The sequence below is a fragment of the Burkholderia puraquae genome (assembly GCF_002099195.1).
Lineage (GTDB): Bacteria > Pseudomonadota > Gammaproteobacteria > Burkholderiales > Burkholderiaceae > Burkholderia > Burkholderia puraquae.
The window spans coordinates 62,146-82,970 of the sequence record NZ_NBYX01000009.1 but is presented as its reverse complement, the minus strand read 5'-3'; the positions used below and the strand labels follow the sequence as shown (position 1 = coordinate 82,970).

Below are 20,825 nucleotides of genomic sequence, written 5' to 3'. Positions count from 1 at the left end.
CGGGCGTCTTCGTCTGCCATTCAGCCCATCGATGCGCTATTCGGTCGAAATCAGAAAGTTTTTCTACAGCCAGTACTTTTTCGGCGGCCTGCGGATCGCGGTCGGCGTCTCGCTGCCGGCCGTGCTGTGCCTGATCGTGTTTCACAACCGGGAGCTCGGCTTCACGATCTCGACGGGCGCGCTCGGTGCATGCGTCGTCGACATGCCGGGCCCGCTCAAGTACAAGCACAACGAAATGCTCGCTTGCAGCGTGATCGGTTTTCTGGCTGCGCTCGCAACCGGCCTTGCAACACCGAATATCTTCGTGCTGTGGCTCACCATCGTGCCGCTCACTTTCGTGCTGTCGCTGATCGTCGTCTACGGCAACCGCTGGCCGCAGATCAGCTTCGCGACGCTGTTCATGATGGTGATGACGCTCGAGGAAAAGTTCACGCCGCTGCAGGCGTTCATCAACGCCGGCTGGATTCTCGCGGGCGGCCTCTGGTACACGTACTGGGCCACGCTCGTGTCGCAATGGCAGGCCCGCCGGATCGAGCAGCAGGCGCTCGCCGAGAGCCTGTTCGCCTGCGCCGACTACCTGCTCGCGCGCGCGCAATTCTACGATCTCGATGCCGATCTCGACGAGTGCTACCGCAATCTCGTCGCCAAGCAGATCACGGCGGTCGAAACCCAGGAAACCGCGCGCGACATCGTGCTGCGCAACCTGCCGAAGCTGCGCCGCGGCAAGCTCGATCCCGGCCGCACGACGATGTACAACCTGTTCATCAACAGCGTCGACCTGCACGAGCTGTTCGTCGGCGCACACACCGATTACCCGCTGGTGCGCAACACGTTCGGCGGCTCCGATCTCATCATTTTCTATCGCGACCTGATCGGCAAGGCGGCCGCCGATCTCGAGGAGATCGGCCTCGCGGTGCTCGAGAACCGCGCGCCGCATTCGCGGATCAGCGTGAAGGCCGAACTGCGCGCGATCGAGTACGAGATCGAGCTGATGCGCAAGAAGAACTTCCCGGCCACCAACGCGGAAGCGTATGCGGCCGTGCTGGCCACGTTCCGGCGCATCTGGAGCGCGACGCGCCTGATCGACCGGATGCGCCGCAACCTGTCGGGCCACGCCGATCCTCAGCAAACCGAACTGAAGATCGACAAGGCGCTCACGCGCTTCCTGCAGCGCCGCCGGATGTCGCCGCTCCTGATCTTCTCGAACCTGAACATGCGCTCGCCGAGCTTTCGCCACGCGCTGCGCGTGACGATCGCGGTGGCGGTCGCGTTCTGGCTCGGCCGCCTGCTGCCGCTCACGAACGCGTACTGGATCGTGATGACGACCATCATCATCCTGAAGCCCGGCTACTCGCTCACCAAGCAGCGCAACGCGCAGCGGATCATCGGCACGCTGATCGGCTGCGCGGCGAGCATTGCGCTGATCTACACGGTGAAGGAGCCGCACCTGCTGATCGCGATCATGTTCGCGTCGATGGTGATGAGCTACAGCCTGCTGCTGTTCAACTACGCAGCGAGCGTCGTGTTCACGTCGTCGTACGTGCTGCTGATGTTCCACCTGCTCGCGCCGGGCAGCATGCGGATCATCGGCGAACGCGCGATCGACACGGTGGTCGGCTGCATGATCGCGATCGCCGCGAGCCGGCTGTTCCCGTACTGGGAATACCGGCTGATGGGCAAGCAGGTCGCCGACATGCTCACCGCCACCCGCAAGTATTTCGAAGCCGTGTGGCGCGCCGGGCGCGGCGCGTCGCCGCCGCCGGTGCCGGCCGCCGACGGCGCGGCCGTCGTGCCGGTCATCGCCGCAGCCATCGAGGCGCCGGCCACGACCCTCGACGACGACTACCGCTACCGCCTCGCGCGCAAGGACGTGCACATCGCGTTCGCGAATCTCGGGCAGGCGTTCCAGCGGATGATGATCGAGCCGAAGGCGCACCAGCGCTTCGTGCCCGAACTGAACGACCTGCTCGTGCAGACGCACGTGCTCGGCGCGCAGATCACGGCCGCCGCGCCGCTGATCCGCGCGGCCTGCGCGGCCGACGGCAGCATCCTCCACGACGACGCGCTGCATCGCGGCCTCGCCGCGGTGCTCGACAATCTCGAGAAGGCCGAGGCCGGCGAGCCGCCGCCCGCCGATCAGCTCGACGCGTCGAAGCAGATCACGCGCGACCTCGACGCGATGGTCGTGTCCGCGGAGAAATCCGCGGCGGTGGGTGCCGAGCTCACGCACGACCTGAAGGTGCTCGCGCACCAGTGCAAGCAGATGCTCGCGTCGTCGCTGCTGATCCGCAAGGATGCGAGCGTGATCCGCCTGCCCGCCTGACCGCGGCTTTCCCCCGCCGGTGGCCGGCCCGCGCATGCCGCGGATCGGCCAGCGGCGCTCCCCGATTCAGCGATCCCCGAAGCATGACCCGCCCGTTCCACGCGGCCTGCGCCCTCGCTGCGCGACCGCCCAATCCCCTATTGCGCCCGTCGCGCCAGTCAGGGAATACCCGATTCCGGTCACCCGGCCCGGCTTGTTATCATTCGTTCACATTTAAGTTGTATAGACAACTTGAGCCAATCGGACCGGCTCCGCTCGCCCGGTCCGTCGCATAACGATATCGGAGACACGATGAAAAACTTGCAGCGCCACCTGAGCGCGAGGCACATCCGCTTTCTCGCGCTGGGTTCGGCGATCGGCACAGGCCTGTTCTACGGTTCGGCGTCCGCGATCCAGCTCGCAGGCCCGGCCGTGATCCTGGCGTACATCCTGGGTGGCGCAGCCGTCTACATGGTGATGCGCGCGCTCGGCGAGATGGCCGTGCGCGAACCCGTTGCCGGCTCGTTCGGCCACTACGCGACCGAGAACCTCGGCCCGTTCGCCGGATTCGTCACCGGCTGGACCTACACGCTCGAAATGGTGATCGTCGCGATCGCCGACATCACCGCGTTCGGCATCTACATGGGCTTCTGGTTTCCGGATGTCCCGCAATGGATCTGGGTGCTCGGCGTCGTCGCGATCATCTGCGGGCTGAACCTGTGCCACGTGAAGGTGTTCGGCGAACTCGAGTTCTGGCTGTCGATCATCAAGGTCGGCGCGATCGTCGCGATGATCGGCGGCGGCGTCGCGATCCTGCTGACCGGCATGCACTTCGGCCATTCGGCCGACGTGCCGACGTTCGCGAACCTGTGGAACCATGGCGGCTTCCTGCCGAACGGCGTCGGCGGGCTGATCGCGTCGCTGTCGGTCGTGATCTTTGCGTATGGCGGGATCGAGGTGATCGGCATGAGCGCCGGCGAAGCGAAAGATCCGGAACGCGTGATTCCGCGCGCGATCAACGCGGTACCCGCGCGCATCCTGCTGTTCTACGTGCTGACGATGGTCGTGCTGATGTCGATCAGCCCGTGGACCGGTGTCGGCGGCGACGGCAGCCCGTTCGTGCAGATCTTCTCGGCGCTCGGCGTGAAGTCGGCCGCGACGATCCTCAACCTGGTGGTGATCAGCGCGGCGATCTCCGCGATCAACAGCGACATCTTCGGCGCGGGCCGGATGATGTTCGGGATGGCGCGGCAGGGCCAGGCACCGCGCGTGCTGATGACCACGTCGCGGCACGGCGTGCCGTGGGTCACGGTGCTCGTGATGGCGGTCGCGCTGCTCGTCGGCGTGCTGCTCAATTACCTGATGCCGAAGGACGTGTTCCTGATGGTCGCGGCGATCGCGACGTTCGCCACCGTGTGGGTGTGGCTGATGATCCTGCTGTCGCAGGTCGCGATGCGCCGCCGGCTGTCGAACGCCGAAGTCGCGGCGCTGAAGTTCAAGGTGCCGTTGTGGCCGGTCGCACCGGCACTGACGATCGCGTTCATGGGCTTCGTGATCGTGATGCTCGGCTGGTTCGAGGACACGCGCGTTGCGCTCTATGTCGGCGCGGCGTGGCTCGCGCTGCTCGCGGCCGTGTTCTACGCGCGGATCCGCCCGAAATTCGCACCTGCGTCACGTTGACGCACGGCTGACCTGCGTACGCGGCGCGCCGGTTCCGGCGCCCGCTTCTCTCCCGGCTCCGCGCGACACCTGCCGCGCCGGCAGCCGGGGATTCGTCCCCTTCACATCCCCCACCCCGTGCGCGGCCCGCCGGGCCGCGCATCGGCACGTCAGTGCGACGCCGCGCCCGCGGCCTCGGCCGGATGGGCCTCGTCGTACGCGTGCTTCTGCGAGATCGCGTTGTACAGGATCGTCCCGATCACGAGCAGCACGGCCACGACGATCAGGATGCTCACGTTGCGGACAGGGTTCTTCTTGCGCTGATCGTTCATGGTCGGGGCGACTCCGTCAAATTCATCGAAGCGGGCATTCTACGCGCTTGCGCCCCCGCTGCGACGCACCGTTTCCGCCGCCCTTCCCCATCCTCCCTCTGTCCGCCGCAAGCTTTCATTTGATAATCGTTCCTATTTCGATCTAGAATCTCGCGTCTTTCATTTTGTAATGTTCCGGATCGCTCGGGCGGCAGGCGCGCCCCGGAACGCTCCCTTCGTCCACCTGCCCCTTCCGGAGTCTTCATGTCGAATCCGCGCACCCGCCTGCTGCCGCTTGCCGGCGCTCTCGCCCTTGCCGCCGCCGCATTCGCGCCGCTGGCCCACGCGGCCGAGGAAGTCAGCCTGTACACCACCCGTGAACCGAAGCTGATCCAGCCGCTCATCGACGCGTTCACGAAACAGAGCGGCGTCAAGGTCAACACGGTGTTCGTAAAGGACGGCCTGCTCGAACGTGTGAAGGCGGAAGGCGCACAGTCGCCGGCCGACGTGCTGATGACGGTCGACGTCGGCAACCTGCTCGATCTCGTCGACGGCGGGCTCACGCAGCCGGTGCGCTCGAAGGCGCTCGACGACGCGATTCCCGCCAACCTGCGCGGCGCGAACGGCGACTGGTACGCGCTGTCGCTGCGCGACCGCGTGCTGTACGTCGAGAAGGACCTGAAGGTCGATGCGTTCCGCTACGAGAATCTCGCCGATCCGAAATGGAAGGGCAAGGTCTGCATCCGTTCGGGCCAGCATCCGTACAACACGGCGCTCGTCGCGGCGATGATCGCGCACGACGGCGAAGCGGCGACCGAGAAGTGGCTGCGCGGCGTGAAGGCGAACCTCGCGCGCAAGGCGACGGGCGGAGACCGCGACGTTGCGCGCGACATTCTCGGCGGCATCTGCGACGTCGGCCTCGCGAACGCGTACTACGTCGGTCACATGAAGAATGCCGAGCCCGGCAGCGATGCGCGCAAGTGGGGCGACGCGATCAAGGTCGTGCGCCCGACGTTCGCGAACGCGAAGAGCGGCGGCACGCACGTCAACATCAGCGGCGCGACGGTCGCGAAGCATGCGCCGCACAAGGCCAACGCGGTGAAGCTGCTCGAATACCTCGTGTCGCCGGAAGCACAGGCGCTGTATGCGCAGGCGAACTACGAATACCCGGTGCGCGCGAACGTGAAGCTCGACCCGGTGATCGCGAGCTTCGGCACGCTGAAGATCGACCCGCTGCCGCTCGCGGACATCGCGAAGCACCGCAAGCAGGCGAGCCAGCTCGTCGACAAGGTCGGTTTTGACAACTGACGCAACAACCGCCGGCGCGCACCGCCCGCCAGGCCGGCCGCGCCTGCTGCCGCGCGCGGGCAGCCTCTGGTTGCTCGCGGCGCTGGCGATCGCCGCGGCGGTCGCGGCGCCGCTTGCGGTGCTCGTGGCCGCCGCGTTCGACGCCGATCTCGCGCACTGGCGGCATCTCGCCGAATTCGTGCTGCCGCAGGCGCTCGTCAATACGCTGCTGCTGCTCGCAGGCGTCGGCGCGATCGTGTCGGTCGTCGGCACGGGCTGCGCTTGGCTCGTCACCGCGTACGATTTTCCCGGCCGCCGCATGCTGACGTGGGCGCTGCTGCTGCCGCTCGCGGTTCCCACCTACATCGTCGCGTTCGCGTATCTCGACCTGCTGCACCCGATCGGCCCCGTACAGGGCGCGGTCCGCTGGATGCTCGGCTTCGACAGCCCGCGCCAGTTCCGCCTGCCCGACCTGCGCTCGCTGCCCGGCGCGATCTTCGTGCTCGGCTTCGTGCTGTATCCGTATGTGTACCTGAGCACGCGCGCGATGTTCGTCACGCAGTCCGCGAGCCTGCTCGAAGCCGCGCGCACGCTCGGCGCAGGACGCATCGCCACGTTCTGGCGCGTCGTCGTGCCGCTCGCGCGGCCCGCGATCGCGGTCGGCGTGAGCCTCGCGCTGCTCGAAACGCTGAACGATATCGGCGCGTCGGAATTCCTCGGCGTTCAGACGCTGACCGTGTCCGTCTACACGACATGGATCACGCGCTCCGATCTCGCCGGCGCCGCGCAGATCGCGCTCGCGATGCTCGCGATCGTCGTCGGCATGATCGTGCTCGAACGCTATGGGCGCCGCCGCCAGCGCTACGCGCACGGCCGGCGCATGCGGCCGATCGCGCCGCGCCGCCTCACGGGCACGGCCGCCTTCGGCGCCGCCGTGCTCGGCTGGCTGCCCGTGCTGCTCGGCTTCGGCGCACCGGCCGCGTACCTCGCGGTCGAGACGGCCAAGCGGCTGCACCTGGTCGGCGGCGTGTCCGCGCAACTGATGACGGGGCTCGCGAACACGCTGACGATCGCCACCGCCGCCACCGTCGCGACGCTCGCGTGCGGGCTCGTCGTCGCATGGGCCGCGCGCGCGCAACGCGACAGCGCCCGTGCAGGCCCGGCCCGCGTGTGCGCGAGAATCGCGAGCCTCGGCTATGCGGTGCCGGGCACCGTGCTCGCGATCGGCCTGCTGATCCCGTTCGCGGCGGCCGACCGGCTGTTCGGCGCGGCACTCGGCCGCGACGGGCTGTTGCTGATGGGTTCGGCGGCCGCGCTCGTGATCGCCTATACGGTGCGCTTTCTCGCGATCCCGGCCGGCAGCATCGAAGCCGGCCTCGCGCGCATCCCGCCGTCGCTCGAACAGGCGGCGCGCTCGCTCGGCGAGACGGCCGGCGGCACGCTGCGCCGCGTGCATCTGCCGCTGCTGCGGCCCGCGCTCACGACGAGCGCGCTGCTGGTGTTCGTCGACGCGATGAAGGAATTGCCGGCGACGCTGCTGCTGCGTCCGCTGAACTTCGACACGCTCGCGACCTGGCTGTATGCGGAAGCCGCGCGCGGCACCTACGAGGAAGGCGCGGTCGCCGCGCTCGCGATCGTGCTGGCCGGGCTCGTGCCCGTGATCCTGCTCGCCCGCACCCGCCACAAGATCGGAGCCTGACACCGTGAACCTGCTCGAACTCGATGACCTCTGCCTCGCCTACGACACGCCGCACGGCCGCCGCACCGTGGTCGACGGCCTGAGCCTCGCGCTGCCGCGCGGCGACATCGGCTGCCTGCTCGGCGCGTCGGGCTGCGGCAAGACCACCGTGCTGCGCGCGATCGCCGGCTTCGAACCGGTGCGCATGGGGCGCATCGTGCTGGACGGTACGCCCGTCGCGGCGCCGTCGCTCGACGTGCCGCCCGAGCGGCGCCGCATCGGCATGATGTTCCAGGATTACGCGCTGTTTCCGCACCTGAGCGCGGCGGACAACGTCGCGTTCGGCCTGCGGCGCATGCCGAAGGCCGAACGGCGCATACGCGTCGCGGAAATGCTCGAACTCGTCGGCCTCGCCGATTCCGGCGGCGCGTATCCGCACGAGCTGTCGGGCGGCCAGCAGCAGCGTGTCGCACTCGCGCGTGCGCTCGCGCCATCGCCGGAACTGCTGCTGCTCGACGAGCCGTTCTCGAATCTCGACGTCGATACGCGCGAGCGGCTCGCGTTCGAGCTGCGCGACATCCTGAAACGCACGGGCCACACCGCGATCCTCGTCACGCACAACCAGGCCGAAGCGTTCGCGATCGCCGACCGGATCGGCGTGATGAAGGACGGCCAGCTCGCACAATGGGATACGCCGTACGCACTGCACCACCACCCGGCCAGCCGGTTCGTCGCGGATTTCGTGCGCCGCGACGCGCTGGCCGACGAACGCGCGCGCGCACTGGCACGCGGCCGCTGAACCCGCGGGCGCGATGCGCGCCCGCGTCGTTTCATGGTCGCGCTACGCCGGTTCGGCAAGGTCGCGCACGGGCAGCGCGGTCGAATACTTGATCTGCTCCATCGCGAACGACGAGCTGACGTCGAACAGCGGCACCGCGCGAATCAGTTGCTTGTAGACGCGGTCGTAATCGTCGATGCCGGCCACCACGACGCGTAGCAGGTAATCGGTCTCGCCGCTCATCCGGTACACCTCGACCACCTCCGGCATGTCGCGCACGGCCTGCGTGAAACGCTGCGCCCATTCCTCGGTATGCTGGTTCGTGCGGATCGCGACGAACACGGTCGTGCCGACCCCGAGCTTGCGCGGATCGCATAGCGCAACCTGCGCGCGAATCGCGCCGGTTTCCTTGAGCCGCTGCACGCGCTTCCAGCAAGGCGTCTGCGACAGGTTCACGCGCTGTGCCAGTTCCGCGATCGGCAGCGTGGCATCCGCCTGCAACAGCTCCAGCAGCTTGCGATCGATGGCGTCCATTTCTCCAGTCCCTCGTAGATAGAAATTTATTCTATTCATCCTGCACAACGGGGAACAATATGAAAACCGCTTCGCCGCGTCGACCGGTATAAATACCGATCCGGTACGCGCGCGGGACGAGCGAATCCGCCGGCACGCGGCCCGCTCCAAACGAAACAGGCGATCCCGCCCGTCAAGGTGGAATCGCCTGGCGTTCCTGCACGTCGCGGCCGGCCCGGCGCTCACGCGCCGCCGGCCGGCGCGCCGCTCAATACGCGACCGTCGCGATCTCGTGCACGAAGCTGCCTTGCTCGAGCGCGTCGACGAACGCGATCGCGTAGTCTTCCGCCGAGATCTTGCTGTTGCCCTGTGCGTCCGCAATCAGCTTGCCCACGCCCGTGCGGAACGTCCCCGTCCGCTCGCCCGGGGCGATCAGCGCGGCCGGCGCGAAGAACGTCCAGTCGAGATCGCCAACCGTCTTCAGGTAGTCGAGCGCGTCGCGGTGCGCGAGCGCGACCGCCTTGTACGCTTCCGGGAAACCCTCGCTGTCGACAAGCTGCTTGCCGGGCGCGACTTCGAGCGAACCGGCACCGCCCACCACCACGAGCCGCTTCAGCCCCGCCTGGCGCGTACCGGCGACCAGCGCCTTCGCGGCCGCGACGACCTTCGCCGCATCGTCCTGCTTCGGGCCGTACGCGCTCGCGACGACGTCATGGCCCGGCAGCGCGGCCGCGATGCTCGCCGCGTCGAACAGGTCGGCCGCCTTCGCGGTAATGCCGTCGCCGGCCGCGCCGGGATTGCGCGACAGCGCGGTCACGCGATGGCCACGTCGTGCGGCTTCCGCAGCGATGCGCGAGCCGATCGTGCCGGTGGCGCCGAACAGCGCGATATTCAAGGTACGTTGCGTCATATCGATTCTCCAGTAATAAAAATATGTAACACAGTTAATTACATATAAGACCGAAAAAAACGGGGCAAAGCCCCTGTTGCGCCGGTCGCCGCGCCGCTCGCGCCGTCCGGCTTCCTGCCCTGCCGCCGGTCACCCGCCGGCGTGCGCCGCCTGTTGCGTGCGCTGCTCCAGATCCAGCACGTCGGCCGTGACGTCGGCCAGCGTGCGCGTGGCGAGCGATGCTTCCATCGCACGCTGCGCGTCGCCGATGTAGTCGGTCAGCGCGCCCTGGATGTGCCGCCCGACGAGACACGCGGGATTCGGCGCCTCGCGGTGCAGCGCGAACAGTTGCGCATCGTCGACCGCGCGATATACGTCGAGCAGCGTGATCGCACCGGGCTCGCGCGCCAGCAGCGCACCGCCGCCCGCGCCCAGTTGCGACGTGGTCAGCCCTGCGGCCGCCAGCATCGACAGCAACCGGCGGATCAGCGCCGGATTCGTGTTCACGCTGCCCGCGATGATGTCGGACGACAGCGGCACGCCTTCCTGCATCGACAGCAAGGCAAGCACGTGGACGGCAAACGCGAACCGGCTGCTGGTATTCATTCCTGACTCACTGAACGACGCCGGCCCATCCCGCAGCCGGCGACATATGTAACCATCATAATTACATTTTGCGGATCATGCAAGCCCGCATCACTCTCCGCTCGCAGGCTTGGCGCCCGAGGCATTCTGCTGGCTCCACTGCTGGAGCTTCTTGCCGGCTTCCGCGATCTTCGCGCCGGCTTCGGAAGCCGCATGCGCGACGACCGCGGAAGCGGCCGCGTCGATCTGCGCCTGCGCGGCGGATGCGAGCCCGCTCGCGGACAGCGGCGGCACGGCCGACGCTGCGGACGCGATGCCGGCCTTCGCGGCGTTGAGCTGCTGGTTGACGGTGCTCGCCACCTGGTCGAGCGCCTTGGCCGCATTGTTCGCGGCATCGGCGGCCGCGCTCGCGGCCGTATCGGGTTGCGTGGCCGGCGCACCGGACTTCTCGCAGCCCGCGAGCAACAGCAGTGCACCGGCGGCGACGGCCGCCAGTACGGACCCGGGCACGCGACGCGCCCGCGATGTCTTCATGTTCATCAGCAATCTCCGGCCGCGCGTCGCGCCGCCTCGTGGTTGGACCGACGTCGATGATACCGCCTGTGGAACACGCCCAATCACGCTCCGCCATTAAAAACGGCTTTCAATTTCGGACTCGTCTGATTCAATCGCACACGCGAGGACACTAAAGTGGACACGCTTCAATCCGCTTCGGACGTGCCCCTTTTCCTCATGGATTTCCTCATCGACTGGCTCATCGCGCTGGCCGCGCTGCTCGCCACCACCCTGTTCCTGTGCCTGCGCCCGCCGTCGGCGCGCCGCCTGGCCGAATCCGGGCGCCCGCGCCGCGTCGCGTCCGCGCGCCTGCTCACGCAGGCCGTGATCGGCTTCTGGACGGCCGCGCTGATCGTCGCGCAAGGCATCCTCGGCCCTGGCGGCGAAGGCCAGTCGCTTGCGGGCTTCGCGGCGCTCGCGTTTGCCGCGCTCGGGCTGGCAACCGTCGCCGCTTACTGGTCGGCGTGCGCGCTGCGGCTGCGCCGGCCGCCCCTGCTGTTCCCGCGCCACTGACGCGCCGGATCGGTGCGCAGCAACGCACCATCGCGCACCACGCCGCACCAATCGGCCCGTCACACGCACCAGTTCCGCACGCACCGCACCACACGTGTGCACCGGGCATCACACCCGGCCCGTGCCGGCCGCGCCCCCTTCCCGTGCACGATTCACCGGGATGCCGCATCACGCGGTACTGCGGCACCAACTCCGCGCAGTCGCTCACCAAGTTGGCTCGATACTTGCATTCCTTGCCCGTTTTTTGCGCAAGGAAGCCACGGCATGGATGGTCTGAAATCCGGCGTCGACACACTGTTCCTGTTGATCGGCGCCGTCATGGTGCTCGCAATGCACGCGGGCTTTGCATTTCTCGAACTCGGCACGGTCCGCAAGAAGAACCAGGTCAACGCGCTCGTGAAGATCCTGGTCGACTTCTCGGTGTCGACGCTCGCGTATTTCTTCATCGGCTACACGATCGCGTACGGCGTCGAGTTCTTCGACGACATCGGTTCGCTGTCGCAGCACAGCGGCTACGCGCTCGTGCGCTTCTTCTTCCTGCTGACCTTCGCGGCGGCGATCCCTGCGATCGTGTCCGGCGGCATCGCCGAGCGCGCGAAGTTCAATCCGCAGCTCGTCGCGACGCTGATCATCGTCGGCTTCATTTATCCGTTCTTCGAAGGGATCGCGTGGAACGAACGCTTCGGCGTGCAGGCATGGCTCACGCACGCGTTCGGTGCGCCGTTCCACGATTTCGCGGGCTCCGTCGTCGTGCACGCGTTCGGCGGCTGGGTCGCGCTGCCGGCCGTGCTGCTGCTCGGCGCGCGCCACGGCCGCTATGCGAAGGACGGCCGGATCGCCGCGCACCCGCCGTCGAACATCCCGTTCCTCGCGCTCGGCGCGTGGGTGCTCGCGGTCGGCTGGTTCGGCTTCAACGTGATGAGCGCGCAGACGCTCGACAAGATCAGCGGCCTCGTCGCCGTGAACTCGCTGATGGCGATGGTCGGCGGCACGCTCGCCGCGTGGATGGCCGGCCGCAACGACCCGGGCTTCACGTACAACGGGCCGCTTGCGGGCCTCGTCGCGGTGTGCGCGGGCTCCGACGTGATGCACCCGATCGGCGCGCTCGTCACGGGCGCCGCGGCCGGCGCGCTGTTCGTCGCGATGTTCACCTGCGTGCAGAACAAGTGGCGCATCGACGACGTGCTCGGCGTGTGGCCGCTGCACGGCATGTGCGGCGCGCTCGGCGGCCTCGCGGCCGGCGTGTTCGGCCTGCCCGCACTCGGCGGCCTCGGCGGCGTGTCGTTCATGTCGCAGCTCGTCGGCACGCTCGGCGGCATCGCGATCGCGACCGCGGGCGGCACGCTCGTCTACGGTGCGCTGAAGGCGACCGTCGGCCTGCGCCTCGACCGCGAAGCCGAGTTCGACGGCGCAGACCTGTCGATCCACCGCATCTCGGCGACGCCCGAACGCGATTGAGCGCCTGACGAACGCCCGACGCGCCATTACGTTTTCAATTCAAAAAACTTTCATCGAGCATCCTTACACTTCCGTCCAGTTTTCAATTCGCCTTCGTCGAGCTTGCCGAGCGCCTGCTTCGCGAAGGCCATTCTTCCAACAACTGAAACTGGACTCCACATGCCCGCGTTGCCCAATGCTTCCCGTCGTCAGGCCCTGAAGATCCTCGCCGGCGCGCCGATGCTTCCTCTTTCCGGCCTCGCGCTGCCGGCCCTGCTGACGGGTTGCGGCGGCGACGACGATCCCGCGTCCACGCCGGCCCCGGTCGCCGCCGCTTACACGTCGGCGACGTTCTCGGCGATGGCCGCACCCACGCTCGACAACGCGGCCGCGATGGCCACCACGACGGTCGGCTCGACGCTGTCGGTGTCGTTCTCGGACGGCTCGGCGCGCAACTTCAAGCTGGCGTACCGGCCGTTCTTCGTGACGGGCGACCTGGTGCCGGACGGCAAGGGCGGCACGACGCTCGCGGGCGGCTACTACGACATCAACAACCAGCCGATCATCGACCGCTCGGTTGCCGGCAAGGAGCGCCAGTTCTATTCCGACTGCCCGGACGGCAGCTCGCTGCTGACGCTGAAGAACGCGAACGTGCCCGGTGTGAAGGGCAACACGGTGTTCGCCGTCGTGCAGTTCGAATACACGACGCGCGACCAGGCCAGCGCATCGCAGTACGGCCAGCTGCCTTCGCCGATCGCAGTGCTGACGCTCGACCAGGATCCGGCCAACGGCGCGCTGAAGGTCGTCAAGTACCACAACGTCGACACGTCGAAGGCGCACGGCCTGTGGATCACCTGCGGCGCGAGCCTGTCGCCGTGGGGCACGCACCTGTCGAGCGAGGAATACGAGCCGGACGCGACGAAGGTTGCGACCGACGCGCAATTCAAGGCGTTCAGCAAGAATACGTTCGGCGACGAAACGAAGGCGAACCCCTACCACTACGGCCACCTGCCCGAGATCACCGTGAATCCGGACGGTACGGGCACGGTGAAGAAGCACTACTGCCTCGGCCGCATCTCGCACGAGCTGATCCAGGTGATGCCGGACCAGCGCACCGTGATGATGGGTGACGACGCCACCAACGGCGGCCTGTTCATGTTCGTCGCCGACAAGGCGGCCGACCTGTCGGCCGGCACGCTGTACGTCTCGAAGTGGACGCAGACGTCGTCTGCCGGCGCGGGCACCGCGACGCTCACGTGGATCAAGATCGGCCACGCCACCAGCAGCGAGATCGAAGCGCTCGCGAACACGCTGAAGGCGTCGGACATCATGGACCTGACGACCACCGACCCGAACGATGCGAGCTACGCGAAGATCCACTTCGGCGGCAAGTTCAACTGGATGCGCGTGAAGCCGGGGATGGAAAAGGCGGCCGCGTTCCTCGAGACGCACCGCTATGCGGCGCTGCTCGGCGGCAGCATGGGCTTCACGAAGCTCGAAGGCACGACCGTGAACGCGAAGGACAAGATCGTTTACACGGCGATGTCGCGGATCGAGACGTCGATGGTCAAGGGCAATGCAGTGTCGCGCGATGTGGCGGTCGACAAGAAGATCTCCGCGGGCGCCGTCTATGCGCTGAACCTGAAGGGCAGCCAGCGCGACACGACGGGCGGCGCGATCGACAGCGAATGGGTACCGGTCGACATGGGCGCACCGGCCGCGCTCGTCGGCGAGGATCTCGCCGCGGCCGACGGGCTCGGCAACCTCGCGAACCCGGACAAGATCGCGAACCCGGACAACCTGAAGTTCTCCGAAAAGCTGCGCACGCTCTTCATCGGCGAAGACTCGGGCATGCACGTGAACAACTTCCTGTGGGCCTACAACGTCGACACGAAGTCGCTCGTGCGCGTGCTGTCGTGCCCGGCCGGCGCCGAATCGACGGGCCTGCACGCGGTCGACGAGATCAACGGCTGGACGTACATCATGAGCAACTTCCAGCACGCGGGCGACTGGGAATCGCCGCTGCACGACAAGGTCAAGCCGACGCTCGATCCGCTCGTGCGCGCGAACTTCAAGGACCGCTTCGGCGCCAGCGTCGGCTACCTGACGGCCGAGCAGACCAGCATCAAGCTCGCGAAGGCCTGACCGGGCCATGCGAGGCGGGGCCTGCCCCCTGGGCTGGCCCGACTTTCTTCATCACCGTTCATTCGTCGGCGCTCCACGCCGTTTGATGCGCGATGCCCAGTGCGGCATCGCGCTTTTTTTTGTGCGTACGAATCACGCCAAGCGCGCGCGCAAACAGGCGCCGCCCGCGTTCAAACAGGGGGGTCGACGATCGGGGGGATAATACGGGCCTGACGCGTCCGGATGGACGAGCAGAAAGACGGGCAAAAAAAAGCGCCACGGAGACCGTGGCGCTAAAAAAGTTCTAGCCATTCCGAGGGCCGTGCTAGAACCTGAGAGACTGCGCGAAACATCGTTGCCGGTTAAACTCTTGAAACGATGTTTCGAAAACGTGAGACATTCTTTCCGTTTCCGCCCGACAAGTCAAGCGGTATTTGCACCGGCTCATGCACTTTCTGGCAATGCTCATTTGAGCGTTTTCCTAATAAACCAAGGGTGAACCCGTAAAATCTCATCCAATGACCGGTTCACCTGCGGAACATGCATCTTTTGACAATAGTCCTACAATACCAACAAAATTGAAATCGAGTTTCGGAATTAGAGAGAATCCCTCGTGTCGACAACTGTAACCCCTCCCGCGTCGCGGGACCGTGAATCCTCGCCCGACGAGATCACCGCCCTCGCCCGCGGCCTCGCCGTGCTGCGTCGCATCGCGGCGGCCGACGCGCCCGTCAGCAACCGCGAGCTGACCGAATTGACCGGCATCCCGAAGCCGACCGTCTCGCGCATCACCGCGACGCTCGTCAGCGCCGGCTTCCTGTTCCAGTTGCCCGACAGCGAGCGCTTCGTGCTCACCGCGTCGGTGCTCGAACTGAGCCACGGCTTCCTGCGCAACTTCGACATCCGCGCGCGTTCGCGGCCGTTCATGATCGAGCTGGCCGAACGCACGTCGCTGTCCGTGCACCTCGCCGTGCGCGACCGGCTCGACATGGTCGCGATCGACGTGATCCGGCCGCGCTCGGCCGTGCTCGTCACACGCCTCGAGATCGGCTCGCGGATGGACATCGCGCGCACCGCGGTCGGCCGCGCGTATCTCGCCGCACTCGAGGACGACGAACGCCGCCTGCTGCTCGAGTCGCTGCGCACCACGGCGGGCGACGACTGGCCGCATGTATCCGCGCGCCTGACCCCTGCGCTGGACGATGCAATGCGTGACGGCCACGCGATCGCGATCGGCGAATGGCGCGAGGGCCTGAATGCCGTCGCGGCCGGTTTCGTCGGCCCGTCGGGCCAGCGCTATTCGGTGAATTGCGGTGGCGCGTCGCACCAGTGCCCGCCCGAATGGCTGAACGAACACGTGGTGCCCGCGCTGCACGAGTGCATCGCGAAAATCACCCGCGAGATCGGCGGCGCACCGGCCCGGCGCATCAGCGCGTAATCGCTTCGTCATCGTCCTGTCGCGTTCTGTAACGACCGTAACCCGTTGAAAGATAGACCGCTGGACTGTAACGGGGACGGGACGTAGGATCATGCCCATCGTCGCACCGCACTCGCGGTGCGCACCGCTCTTTTCCCGCGCAGGCCGGCGGGGGCCCGGACCGAGCCGGGCGCCCCCTCCCGGCACCGCTCGCCCACGCGCAGCCCAGCAGTCCGATTTCCGGCACGCCGCGCCGTCTTCCTGACAGATCACGATGGATAACGAACAAAAGCCCACGCCCCCTTCGAAAGACCCCGCGTCCCCCGCCGCGCGGCGCCCGCGCCGTACGCTGATGGCCGGAGCACTCGCGGTCGTCGTCATCGGCGGCCTGCTGTGGTGGCACCCGTGGAACCGCACGCCGGCGGCCGGCAGCGGCGCGACCGGCGCGGGGGCCAGCGCCGCCGGGGGGGCCGGCGGCCACCGCGGCCGCGGCGGCCCCGCCGCGATGGCGAACGTTCCGCAGCCCGTGCAGGTCGCGACCGCAACGCAGGGCGAAATGCCGATCGTGCTGTCCGCGCTCGGCACCGTCACGCCGCTCGCGAACGTGACGGTCAAGACGCAGTTGTCGGGCTACCTGCAGTCGGTCTCGTTCCAGGAAGGCCAGATCGTCAAGAAGGGCGACGTGCTCGCGCAGATCGACCCGCGCCCGTACCAGGTGTCGCTCGAGAACGCCGAAGGCACGCACGCGCGCGACTCGGCGCTGCTCGCGACGGCCCGCCTCGACCTGAAGCGCTACCAGACGCTGCTGTCGCAGGACTCGATCGCGTCGCAGACCGTCGATACGCAGGCTTCACTCGTCAAGCAATACGAAGGCGCGGTGAAGACCGACCAGGCCGCGATCGATTCCGCGAAACTGAACCTCACGTATGCGCGCATCACCGCGCCGGTGTCGGGCCGCGTCGGCTTGCGCCAGGTCGACCCCGGCAACTACGTGACGCCGGGCGATACCAACGGCCTCGTCGTGATCACGCAACTGCAGCCGATGAGCGTGATCTTCACCACGTCGGAAGACAACCTGCCGCAGATCCTCAAGCAGGTGAACGCGGGCCAGAAGCTGTCGGTTACCGCATACAACCGCAACAACACGGTGCCGCTCGAGACCGGCTCGCTCGCGACGCTCGACAACCAGATCGACACGAGCACGGGCACGGTCAAGCTGCGCGCGAACTTCGATAACAAGGAAGGCATGCTGTTCCCGAATCAGTTCGTGAACACGCGGCTGCTCGTCGACGTGCTGCGCAATGCGACGATCGTGCCGACGTCCGCCGTGCTGACGGGCTCGATCGGCCAGTTCGTCTACGTCGTGAAACCCGACAACACGGTGACGGTGCGCAAGGTCACGATCGGCCCGGTCGACGGCGAACGCACGAGCATCGTCAGCGGCGTGTCGCTCGGCGAGCGCGTGGTGACCGACGGCTCCGACCGCCTGCGCGAAGGCGCGAAGATCTCGATCCCGGCCGACAAGCCGAAAGGCGCGTCGGGCGCACGCGGCACCGCTGCGGCGTCGGGTGCATCGGGCGCCGGCGGCCATAGCGGCGGACACAAGCACGGCGCGTCGCAGGCAGCGGCCCCCGCGGCCCAGTAACGCGCGGGCCGCTCGATGAATCCATCCCGCCTCTTCATTCTCCGGCCGGTCGGCACCGCCCTCCTGATGGCGGCGATCATGCTGGCCGGTTTCGTCGCACTGCGTTTCCTGCCGCTCGCCGCGCTGCCGGAAGTCGACTATCCGACGATCCAGGTCCAGACCTTCTACCCGGGCGCGAGCCCGGAGGTGATGACCTCGTCGGTCACCGCGCCGCTCGAACGGCAGTTCGGGCAGATGCCGTCGCTGAACCAGATGTCGTCGCAAAGCTCGGCCGGCTCGTCGGTGATCACGCTGCAGTTCTCGCTCGACCTGCCGCTCGACATTGCCGAACAGGAAGTGCAGGCGGCGATCAACGCGGCCGGCAACCTGCTGCCGTCCGACCTCCCTGCCCCGCCGATCTACGCGAAGGTCAACCCGGCCGATGCGCCGGTGCTGACGCTCGCCGTCAAGTCGAAGACGCTGCCGCTCACGCAGGTGCAGGATCTCGCCGATACGCGCCTCGCGATGAAGATCTCGCAGGTCGCGGGCGTCGGTCTCGTCAGCCTGTCGGGCGGCAACCGCCCGGCCGTGCGGATCCAGGCGAACCCCACCGCGCTCGCGCAGTACGGGATGAACCTCGACGACCTGCGCACGACGATCTCGAACCTGAACGTGAACACGCCGAAGGGCAACTTCGACGGGCCGACGCGCGCGTACACGATCAACGCGAACGACCAGCTGACGAGCGCCGACCAGTACAACAGCGCCGTCGTCGCGTACAAGAACGGCCGCCCGGTGATGCTCACCGACGTCGCGACGGTCGTCGCCGGCTCGGAAAATACCAAGCTCGGCGCGTGGGTGAATTCCGACCCCGCGATCATCCTGAACGTGCAGCGCCAGCCTGGCGCGAACGTGATCCAGACGGTCGACGCAATCAAGGCGCAGCTGCCGAAGCTGCAGGAAACGCTGCCGGCCGCGCTCGACGTGGAGATCGTCACCGACCGCACGACGATGATCCGCGCCGCCGTGCGCGACGTGCAGTTCGAGCTGCTGCTCGCGGTCGCGCTCGTCGTGCTCGTGATGTACCTGTTCCTCGCGAACATCTACGCGACGATCATCCCGAGCCTGTCGGTGCCGCTGTCGCTGATCGGCACGCTCGCGGTGATGTACCTGGCCGGCTTCTCGCTGAACAACCTGTCGCTGATGGCGCTCACCATCGCGACCGGCTTCGTCGTCGACGACGCGATCGTGATGATCGAGAACATCGCGCGTTACGTCGAGGAAGGCGAGACGAGCCTCGAGGCCGCGCTGAAGGGCTCGAAGCAGATCGGCTTCACGATCATCTCGCTGACGGTGTCGCTGATCGCGGTGCTGATCCCCCTGCTGTTCATGGGCGACGTGGTCGGCCGCCTGTTCCATGAATTCGCGATCACGCTCGCGGTGACGATCGTGATCTCGGCGATCGTGTCGCTCACGCTCGTGCCGATGATGTGCGCGAAGCTGCTGCGCCATTCGCCGCCGCCCGAGAGCCATCGCTTCGAGGCGCGCGTGCACCGGGCGATCGACTGGGTGATCGCGCGCTACGCGGTCGCGCTCGAATGGGTGCTGAACCGCCAGCGCTCGACGCTCGTCGTCGCGCTGCTGACGCTCGCGTTGACAGGCCTGCTGTACGTCTATGTGCCGAAGGGCTTCTTCCCCGCGCAGGATACCGGCGTGATCCAGGCGATCACGCAGGCGCCGCAGTCGATCTCGTACGGCGCGATGGCCGAACGCCAGCAGGCGCTCGCGGCCGAGATCCTGAAGGATCCGAACGTCGAGAGCCTCACGTCGTTCATCGGCGTCGACGGCAGCAACATCACGCTGAACAGCGGCCGGATGCTGATCAACCTGAAGGCGCGCGATGAACGCTCCGAGACGGCCGCGCAGATCATCCGCGACCTGCAGCACCGCGTCGCGAACATCACCGGCATCTCGCTCTTCATGCAGTCGGTGCAGGACCTGACGATCGACTCGACCGTCAGCCCGACGCAATACCAGTTCATGCTGACGAGCCCGAACTCGGAAGAATTCGCGACCTGGGTGCCGAAGCTCGTCGCGCGGCTGCAGCAGGAACCGTCGCTCGCCGACGTCGCAACCGACCTGCAGAGCAACGGCCAGTCCGTCTACATCGAGATCGACCGCCCGAGCGCCGCCCGCTTCGGCATCACGCCGGCGACCGTCGACAACGCGCTGTACGACGCGTTCGGCCAGCGCATCGTGTCGACGATCTTCACGCAGTCGAACCAGTACCGCGTGATTCTCGAGTCCGAGCCGAAGGACCAGCACTACGCACAATCGCTGAACGACATCTACCTGCCGTCGGCGGGCGGCGGCCAGGTGCCGCTGTCGTCGATCGCGTCGTTCCACGAGCGGCCGTCGCCGCTGCTGGTCGCGCACCTGTCGCAGTTCCCGTCGACCACCATCTCGTTCAACCTCGCAGCGGGCGCATCGCTCGGCGAAGCCGTCAAGGCGATCGCCGCCGCCGAGAAGGACATCGGGCTGCCCGCGTCGTTCCAGACGCGCTTCCAGGGCGCCGCGCTCGCGTTCCAGGCATCGCTGTCGAACCAGCTGTTCCTGATCCTCGCGGCGATCGTCACGATGTACATCGTGCTCGGCGTGCTGTACGAGAGCTACATCCACCCGATCACGATCCTGTCGACGCTGCCGTCGGCCGGCGTCGGCGCGCTGCTCGCGCTGATGATCACCGGGCACGACCTCGACATCATCGGGATCATCGGCATCGTGCTGCTGATCGGTATCGTGAAGAAGAACGCGATCATGATGATCGACTTCGCGCTCGAGGCCGAACGGGTCGAAGGCAAGCCGCCGCGCGAGGCGATCTACCAGGCGTGCCTGCTGCGCTTCCGGCCGATCCTGATGACGACGCTCGCCGCGCTGCTCGGCGCGGTGCCGCTGATCGTCGGCTCCGGCGCCGGCTCCGAGCTGCGCCAGCCGCTCGGGATCGCGATCGCCGGCGGCCTGATCGTGTCGCAGGTGCTGACGCTGTTCACGACGCCCGTGATCTATCTCGGCTTCGACTCGCTCGCGCGTCGCGTGCGCGGCTGGTTCGAACGCCACGGCCCCCAAGCCGGTTCGCGCACGGATGCGTAAGCG

Annotated in this window: 16 protein-coding genes; 11 read left to right on the top strand and 5 right to left on the bottom strand. The window is 67.3% G+C overall.

The genetic code is table 11. From position 1 onward, the window contains the following. The first annotated feature begins 31 nt into the window (after positions 1-31). Both B7G54_RS18695 and B7G54_RS18690 read left to right on the top strand, forming a co-directional pair. Positions 32-2,323, top strand: coding sequence for an FUSC family protein (locus B7G54_RS18695; RefSeq protein ID WP_085040427.1), 2,292 nt, complete (start codon positions 32-34; stop codon positions 2,321-2,323). Positions 2,324-2,614: 291 nt separating this feature from the next. Next, on the top strand, positions 2,615-3,982 hold the full coding sequence (locus B7G54_RS18690) for an amino acid permease (protein ID WP_085040426.1): 1,368 nt from the start codon (positions 2,615-2,617) through the stop codon (positions 3,980-3,982). A gap of 149 nt (positions 3,983-4,131) precedes the next feature. Here the strand turns inward: B7G54_RS18690 and B7G54_RS38195 are convergent, their stop codons facing one another. Beyond that, positions 4,132-4,293 carry a hypothetical protein gene (locus tag B7G54_RS38195; protein WP_106408992.1) on the bottom strand — a complete coding sequence of 54 codons (162 nt, stop codon included), beginning with the start codon at positions 4,291-4,293 and terminating at the stop codon, positions 4,132-4,134. A 243-nt stretch (positions 4,294-4,536) separates the two neighbouring features. On the opposite strand from B7G54_RS38195, the gene B7G54_RS18685 reads away from it, so the two are divergent. Genes B7G54_RS18685 through B7G54_RS18675 form a run of 3 tightly spaced genes read left to right on the top strand, consistent with a single transcriptional unit; the run spans position 4,537 to position 8,036 of the window. Then, complete coding sequence (locus tag B7G54_RS18685) at positions 4,537-5,580, top strand: Fe(3+) ABC transporter substrate-binding protein (protein ID WP_085040425.1); 1,044 nt, start codon at positions 4,537-4,539, stop codon at positions 5,578-5,580. Further along, entirely contained in the window at positions 5,570-7,258 is a 1,689-nt protein-coding gene (locus tag B7G54_RS18680; protein ID WP_085040424.1) for an ABC transporter permease, read from the top strand. Before B7G54_RS18685 ends, B7G54_RS18680 begins: the two co-directional genes overlap by 11 nt. Before the next feature lie 4 nt (positions 7,259-7,262). Then, positions 7,263-8,036: an ABC transporter ATP-binding protein gene (locus tag B7G54_RS18675; protein WP_085040423.1), complete on the top strand. Its 774-nt coding sequence runs from the start codon at positions 7,263-7,265 to the stop codon at positions 8,034-8,036. Positions 8,037-8,078: 42 nt separating this feature from the next. Here the strand turns inward: B7G54_RS18675 and B7G54_RS18670 are convergent, their stop codons facing one another. The 4 genes from B7G54_RS18670 to B7G54_RS18655 form a co-directional block, all read right to left on the bottom strand. Next, entirely contained in the window at positions 8,079-8,549 is a 471-nt protein-coding gene (locus B7G54_RS18670; protein ID WP_011351482.1) for an Lrp/AsnC family transcriptional regulator, read from the bottom strand. Positions 8,550-8,796: 247 nt separating this feature from the next. Beyond that, positions 8,797-9,438: an NAD(P)-dependent oxidoreductase gene (locus B7G54_RS18665; protein WP_085040422.1), complete on the bottom strand. Its 642-nt coding sequence runs from the start codon at positions 9,436-9,438 to the stop codon at positions 8,797-8,799. A gap of 129 nt (positions 9,439-9,567) precedes the next feature. Continuing rightward, complete coding sequence (locus B7G54_RS18660; RefSeq protein ID WP_085040421.1) at positions 9,568-10,023, bottom strand: Rrf2 family transcriptional regulator; 456 nt, start codon at positions 10,021-10,023, stop codon at positions 9,568-9,570. Between the two features lie 90 nt (positions 10,024-10,113). Beyond that, complete coding sequence (locus tag B7G54_RS18655; RefSeq protein WP_069247561.1) at positions 10,114-10,542, bottom strand: BCAL1086 family glycoprotein; 429 nt, start codon at positions 10,540-10,542, stop codon at positions 10,114-10,116. A 192-nt stretch (positions 10,543-10,734) separates the two neighbouring features. On the opposite strand from B7G54_RS18655, the gene B7G54_RS18650 reads away from it, so the two are divergent. From B7G54_RS18650 to B7G54_RS18625, 6 genes are all read left to right on the top strand, one after another. After that, the gene (locus tag B7G54_RS18650) at positions 10,735-11,070 is read left to right on the top strand and encodes a hypothetical protein (RefSeq protein ID WP_085040420.1); all 336 of its coding nucleotides are present in this window, start codon (positions 10,735-10,737) and stop codon (positions 11,068-11,070) included. 264 nt (positions 11,071-11,334) lie between these two features. After that, positions 11,335-12,528, top strand: a complete 1,194-nt coding sequence (locus B7G54_RS18645) for an ammonium transporter (RefSeq protein WP_085040419.1) — start codon at positions 11,335-11,337, stop codon at positions 12,526-12,528. A 159-nt stretch (positions 12,529-12,687) separates the two neighbouring features. Beyond that, positions 12,688-14,652 carry a PhoX family protein gene (locus B7G54_RS18640; RefSeq protein WP_085040418.1) on the top strand — a complete coding sequence of 655 codons (1,965 nt, stop codon included), beginning with the start codon at positions 12,688-12,690 and terminating at the stop codon, positions 14,650-14,652. 592 nt (positions 14,653-15,244) lie between these two features. Further along, on the top strand, positions 15,245-16,069 hold the full coding sequence (locus tag B7G54_RS18635; RefSeq protein ID WP_085040417.1) for an IclR family transcriptional regulator: 825 nt from the start codon (positions 15,245-15,247) through the stop codon (positions 16,067-16,069). Between the two features lie 253 nt (positions 16,070-16,322). After that, positions 16,323-17,693, top strand: a complete 1,371-nt coding sequence (locus B7G54_RS18630) for an MdtA/MuxA family multidrug efflux RND transporter periplasmic adaptor subunit (protein ID WP_085040416.1) — start codon at positions 16,323-16,325, stop codon at positions 17,691-17,693. Positions 17,694-17,708: 15 nt separating this feature from the next. After that, the gene (locus B7G54_RS18625) at positions 17,709-20,822 is read left to right on the top strand and encodes an MdtB/MuxB family multidrug efflux RND transporter permease subunit (RefSeq protein WP_085040415.1); all 3,114 of its coding nucleotides are present in this window, start codon (positions 17,709-17,711) and stop codon (positions 20,820-20,822) included. The last annotated feature ends 3 nt before the right edge of the window (positions 20,823-20,825 follow it).

Bases quoted from the DNA above. Each gene is read 5' to 3' on its own strand.
- B7G54_RS18640 (WP_085040418.1), top strand. From the start codon at position 12,688: ATGCCCGCGTTGCCCAATGCTTCCCGTCGTCAGGCCCTGAAGATCCTC.
- B7G54_RS18695 (WP_085040427.1), top strand. From the start codon at position 32: ATGCGCTATTCGGTCGAAATCAGAAAGTTTTTCTACAGCCAGTACTTT.
- B7G54_RS18690 (WP_085040426.1), top strand. From the start codon at position 2,615: ATGAAAAACTTGCAGCGCCACCTGAGCGCGAGGCACATCCGCTTTCTC.
- B7G54_RS38195 (WP_106408992.1), bottom strand. From the start codon at position 4,293: ATGAACGATCAGCGCAAGAAGAACCCTGTCCGCAACGTGAGCATCCTG.
- B7G54_RS18660 (WP_085040421.1), bottom strand. From the start codon at position 10,023: ATGAATACCAGCAGCCGGTTCGCGTTTGCCGTCCACGTGCTTGCCTTG.
- B7G54_RS18655 (WP_069247561.1), bottom strand. From the start codon at position 10,542: ATGAACATGAAGACATCGCGGGCGCGTCGCGTGCCCGGGTCCGTACTG.
- B7G54_RS18685 (WP_085040425.1), top strand. From the start codon at position 4,537: ATGTCGAATCCGCGCACCCGCCTGCTGCCGCTTGCCGGCGCTCTCGCC.
- B7G54_RS18645 (WP_085040419.1), top strand. From the start codon at position 11,335: ATGGATGGTCTGAAATCCGGCGTCGACACACTGTTCCTGTTGATCGGC.
- B7G54_RS18625 (WP_085040415.1), top strand. From the start codon at position 17,709: ATGAATCCATCCCGCCTCTTCATTCTCCGGCCGGTCGGCACCGCCCTC.
- B7G54_RS18670 (WP_011351482.1), bottom strand. From the start codon at position 8,549: ATGGACGCCATCGATCGCAAGCTGCTGGAGCTGTTGCAGGCGGATGCC.
- B7G54_RS18665 (WP_085040422.1), bottom strand. From the start codon at position 9,438: ATGACGCAACGTACCTTGAATATCGCGCTGTTCGGCGCCACCGGCACG.
- B7G54_RS18650 (WP_085040420.1), top strand. From the start codon at position 10,735: ATGGATTTCCTCATCGACTGGCTCATCGCGCTGGCCGCGCTGCTCGCC.
- B7G54_RS18630 (WP_085040416.1), top strand. From the start codon at position 16,323: ATGGATAACGAACAAAAGCCCACGCCCCCTTCGAAAGACCCCGCGTCC.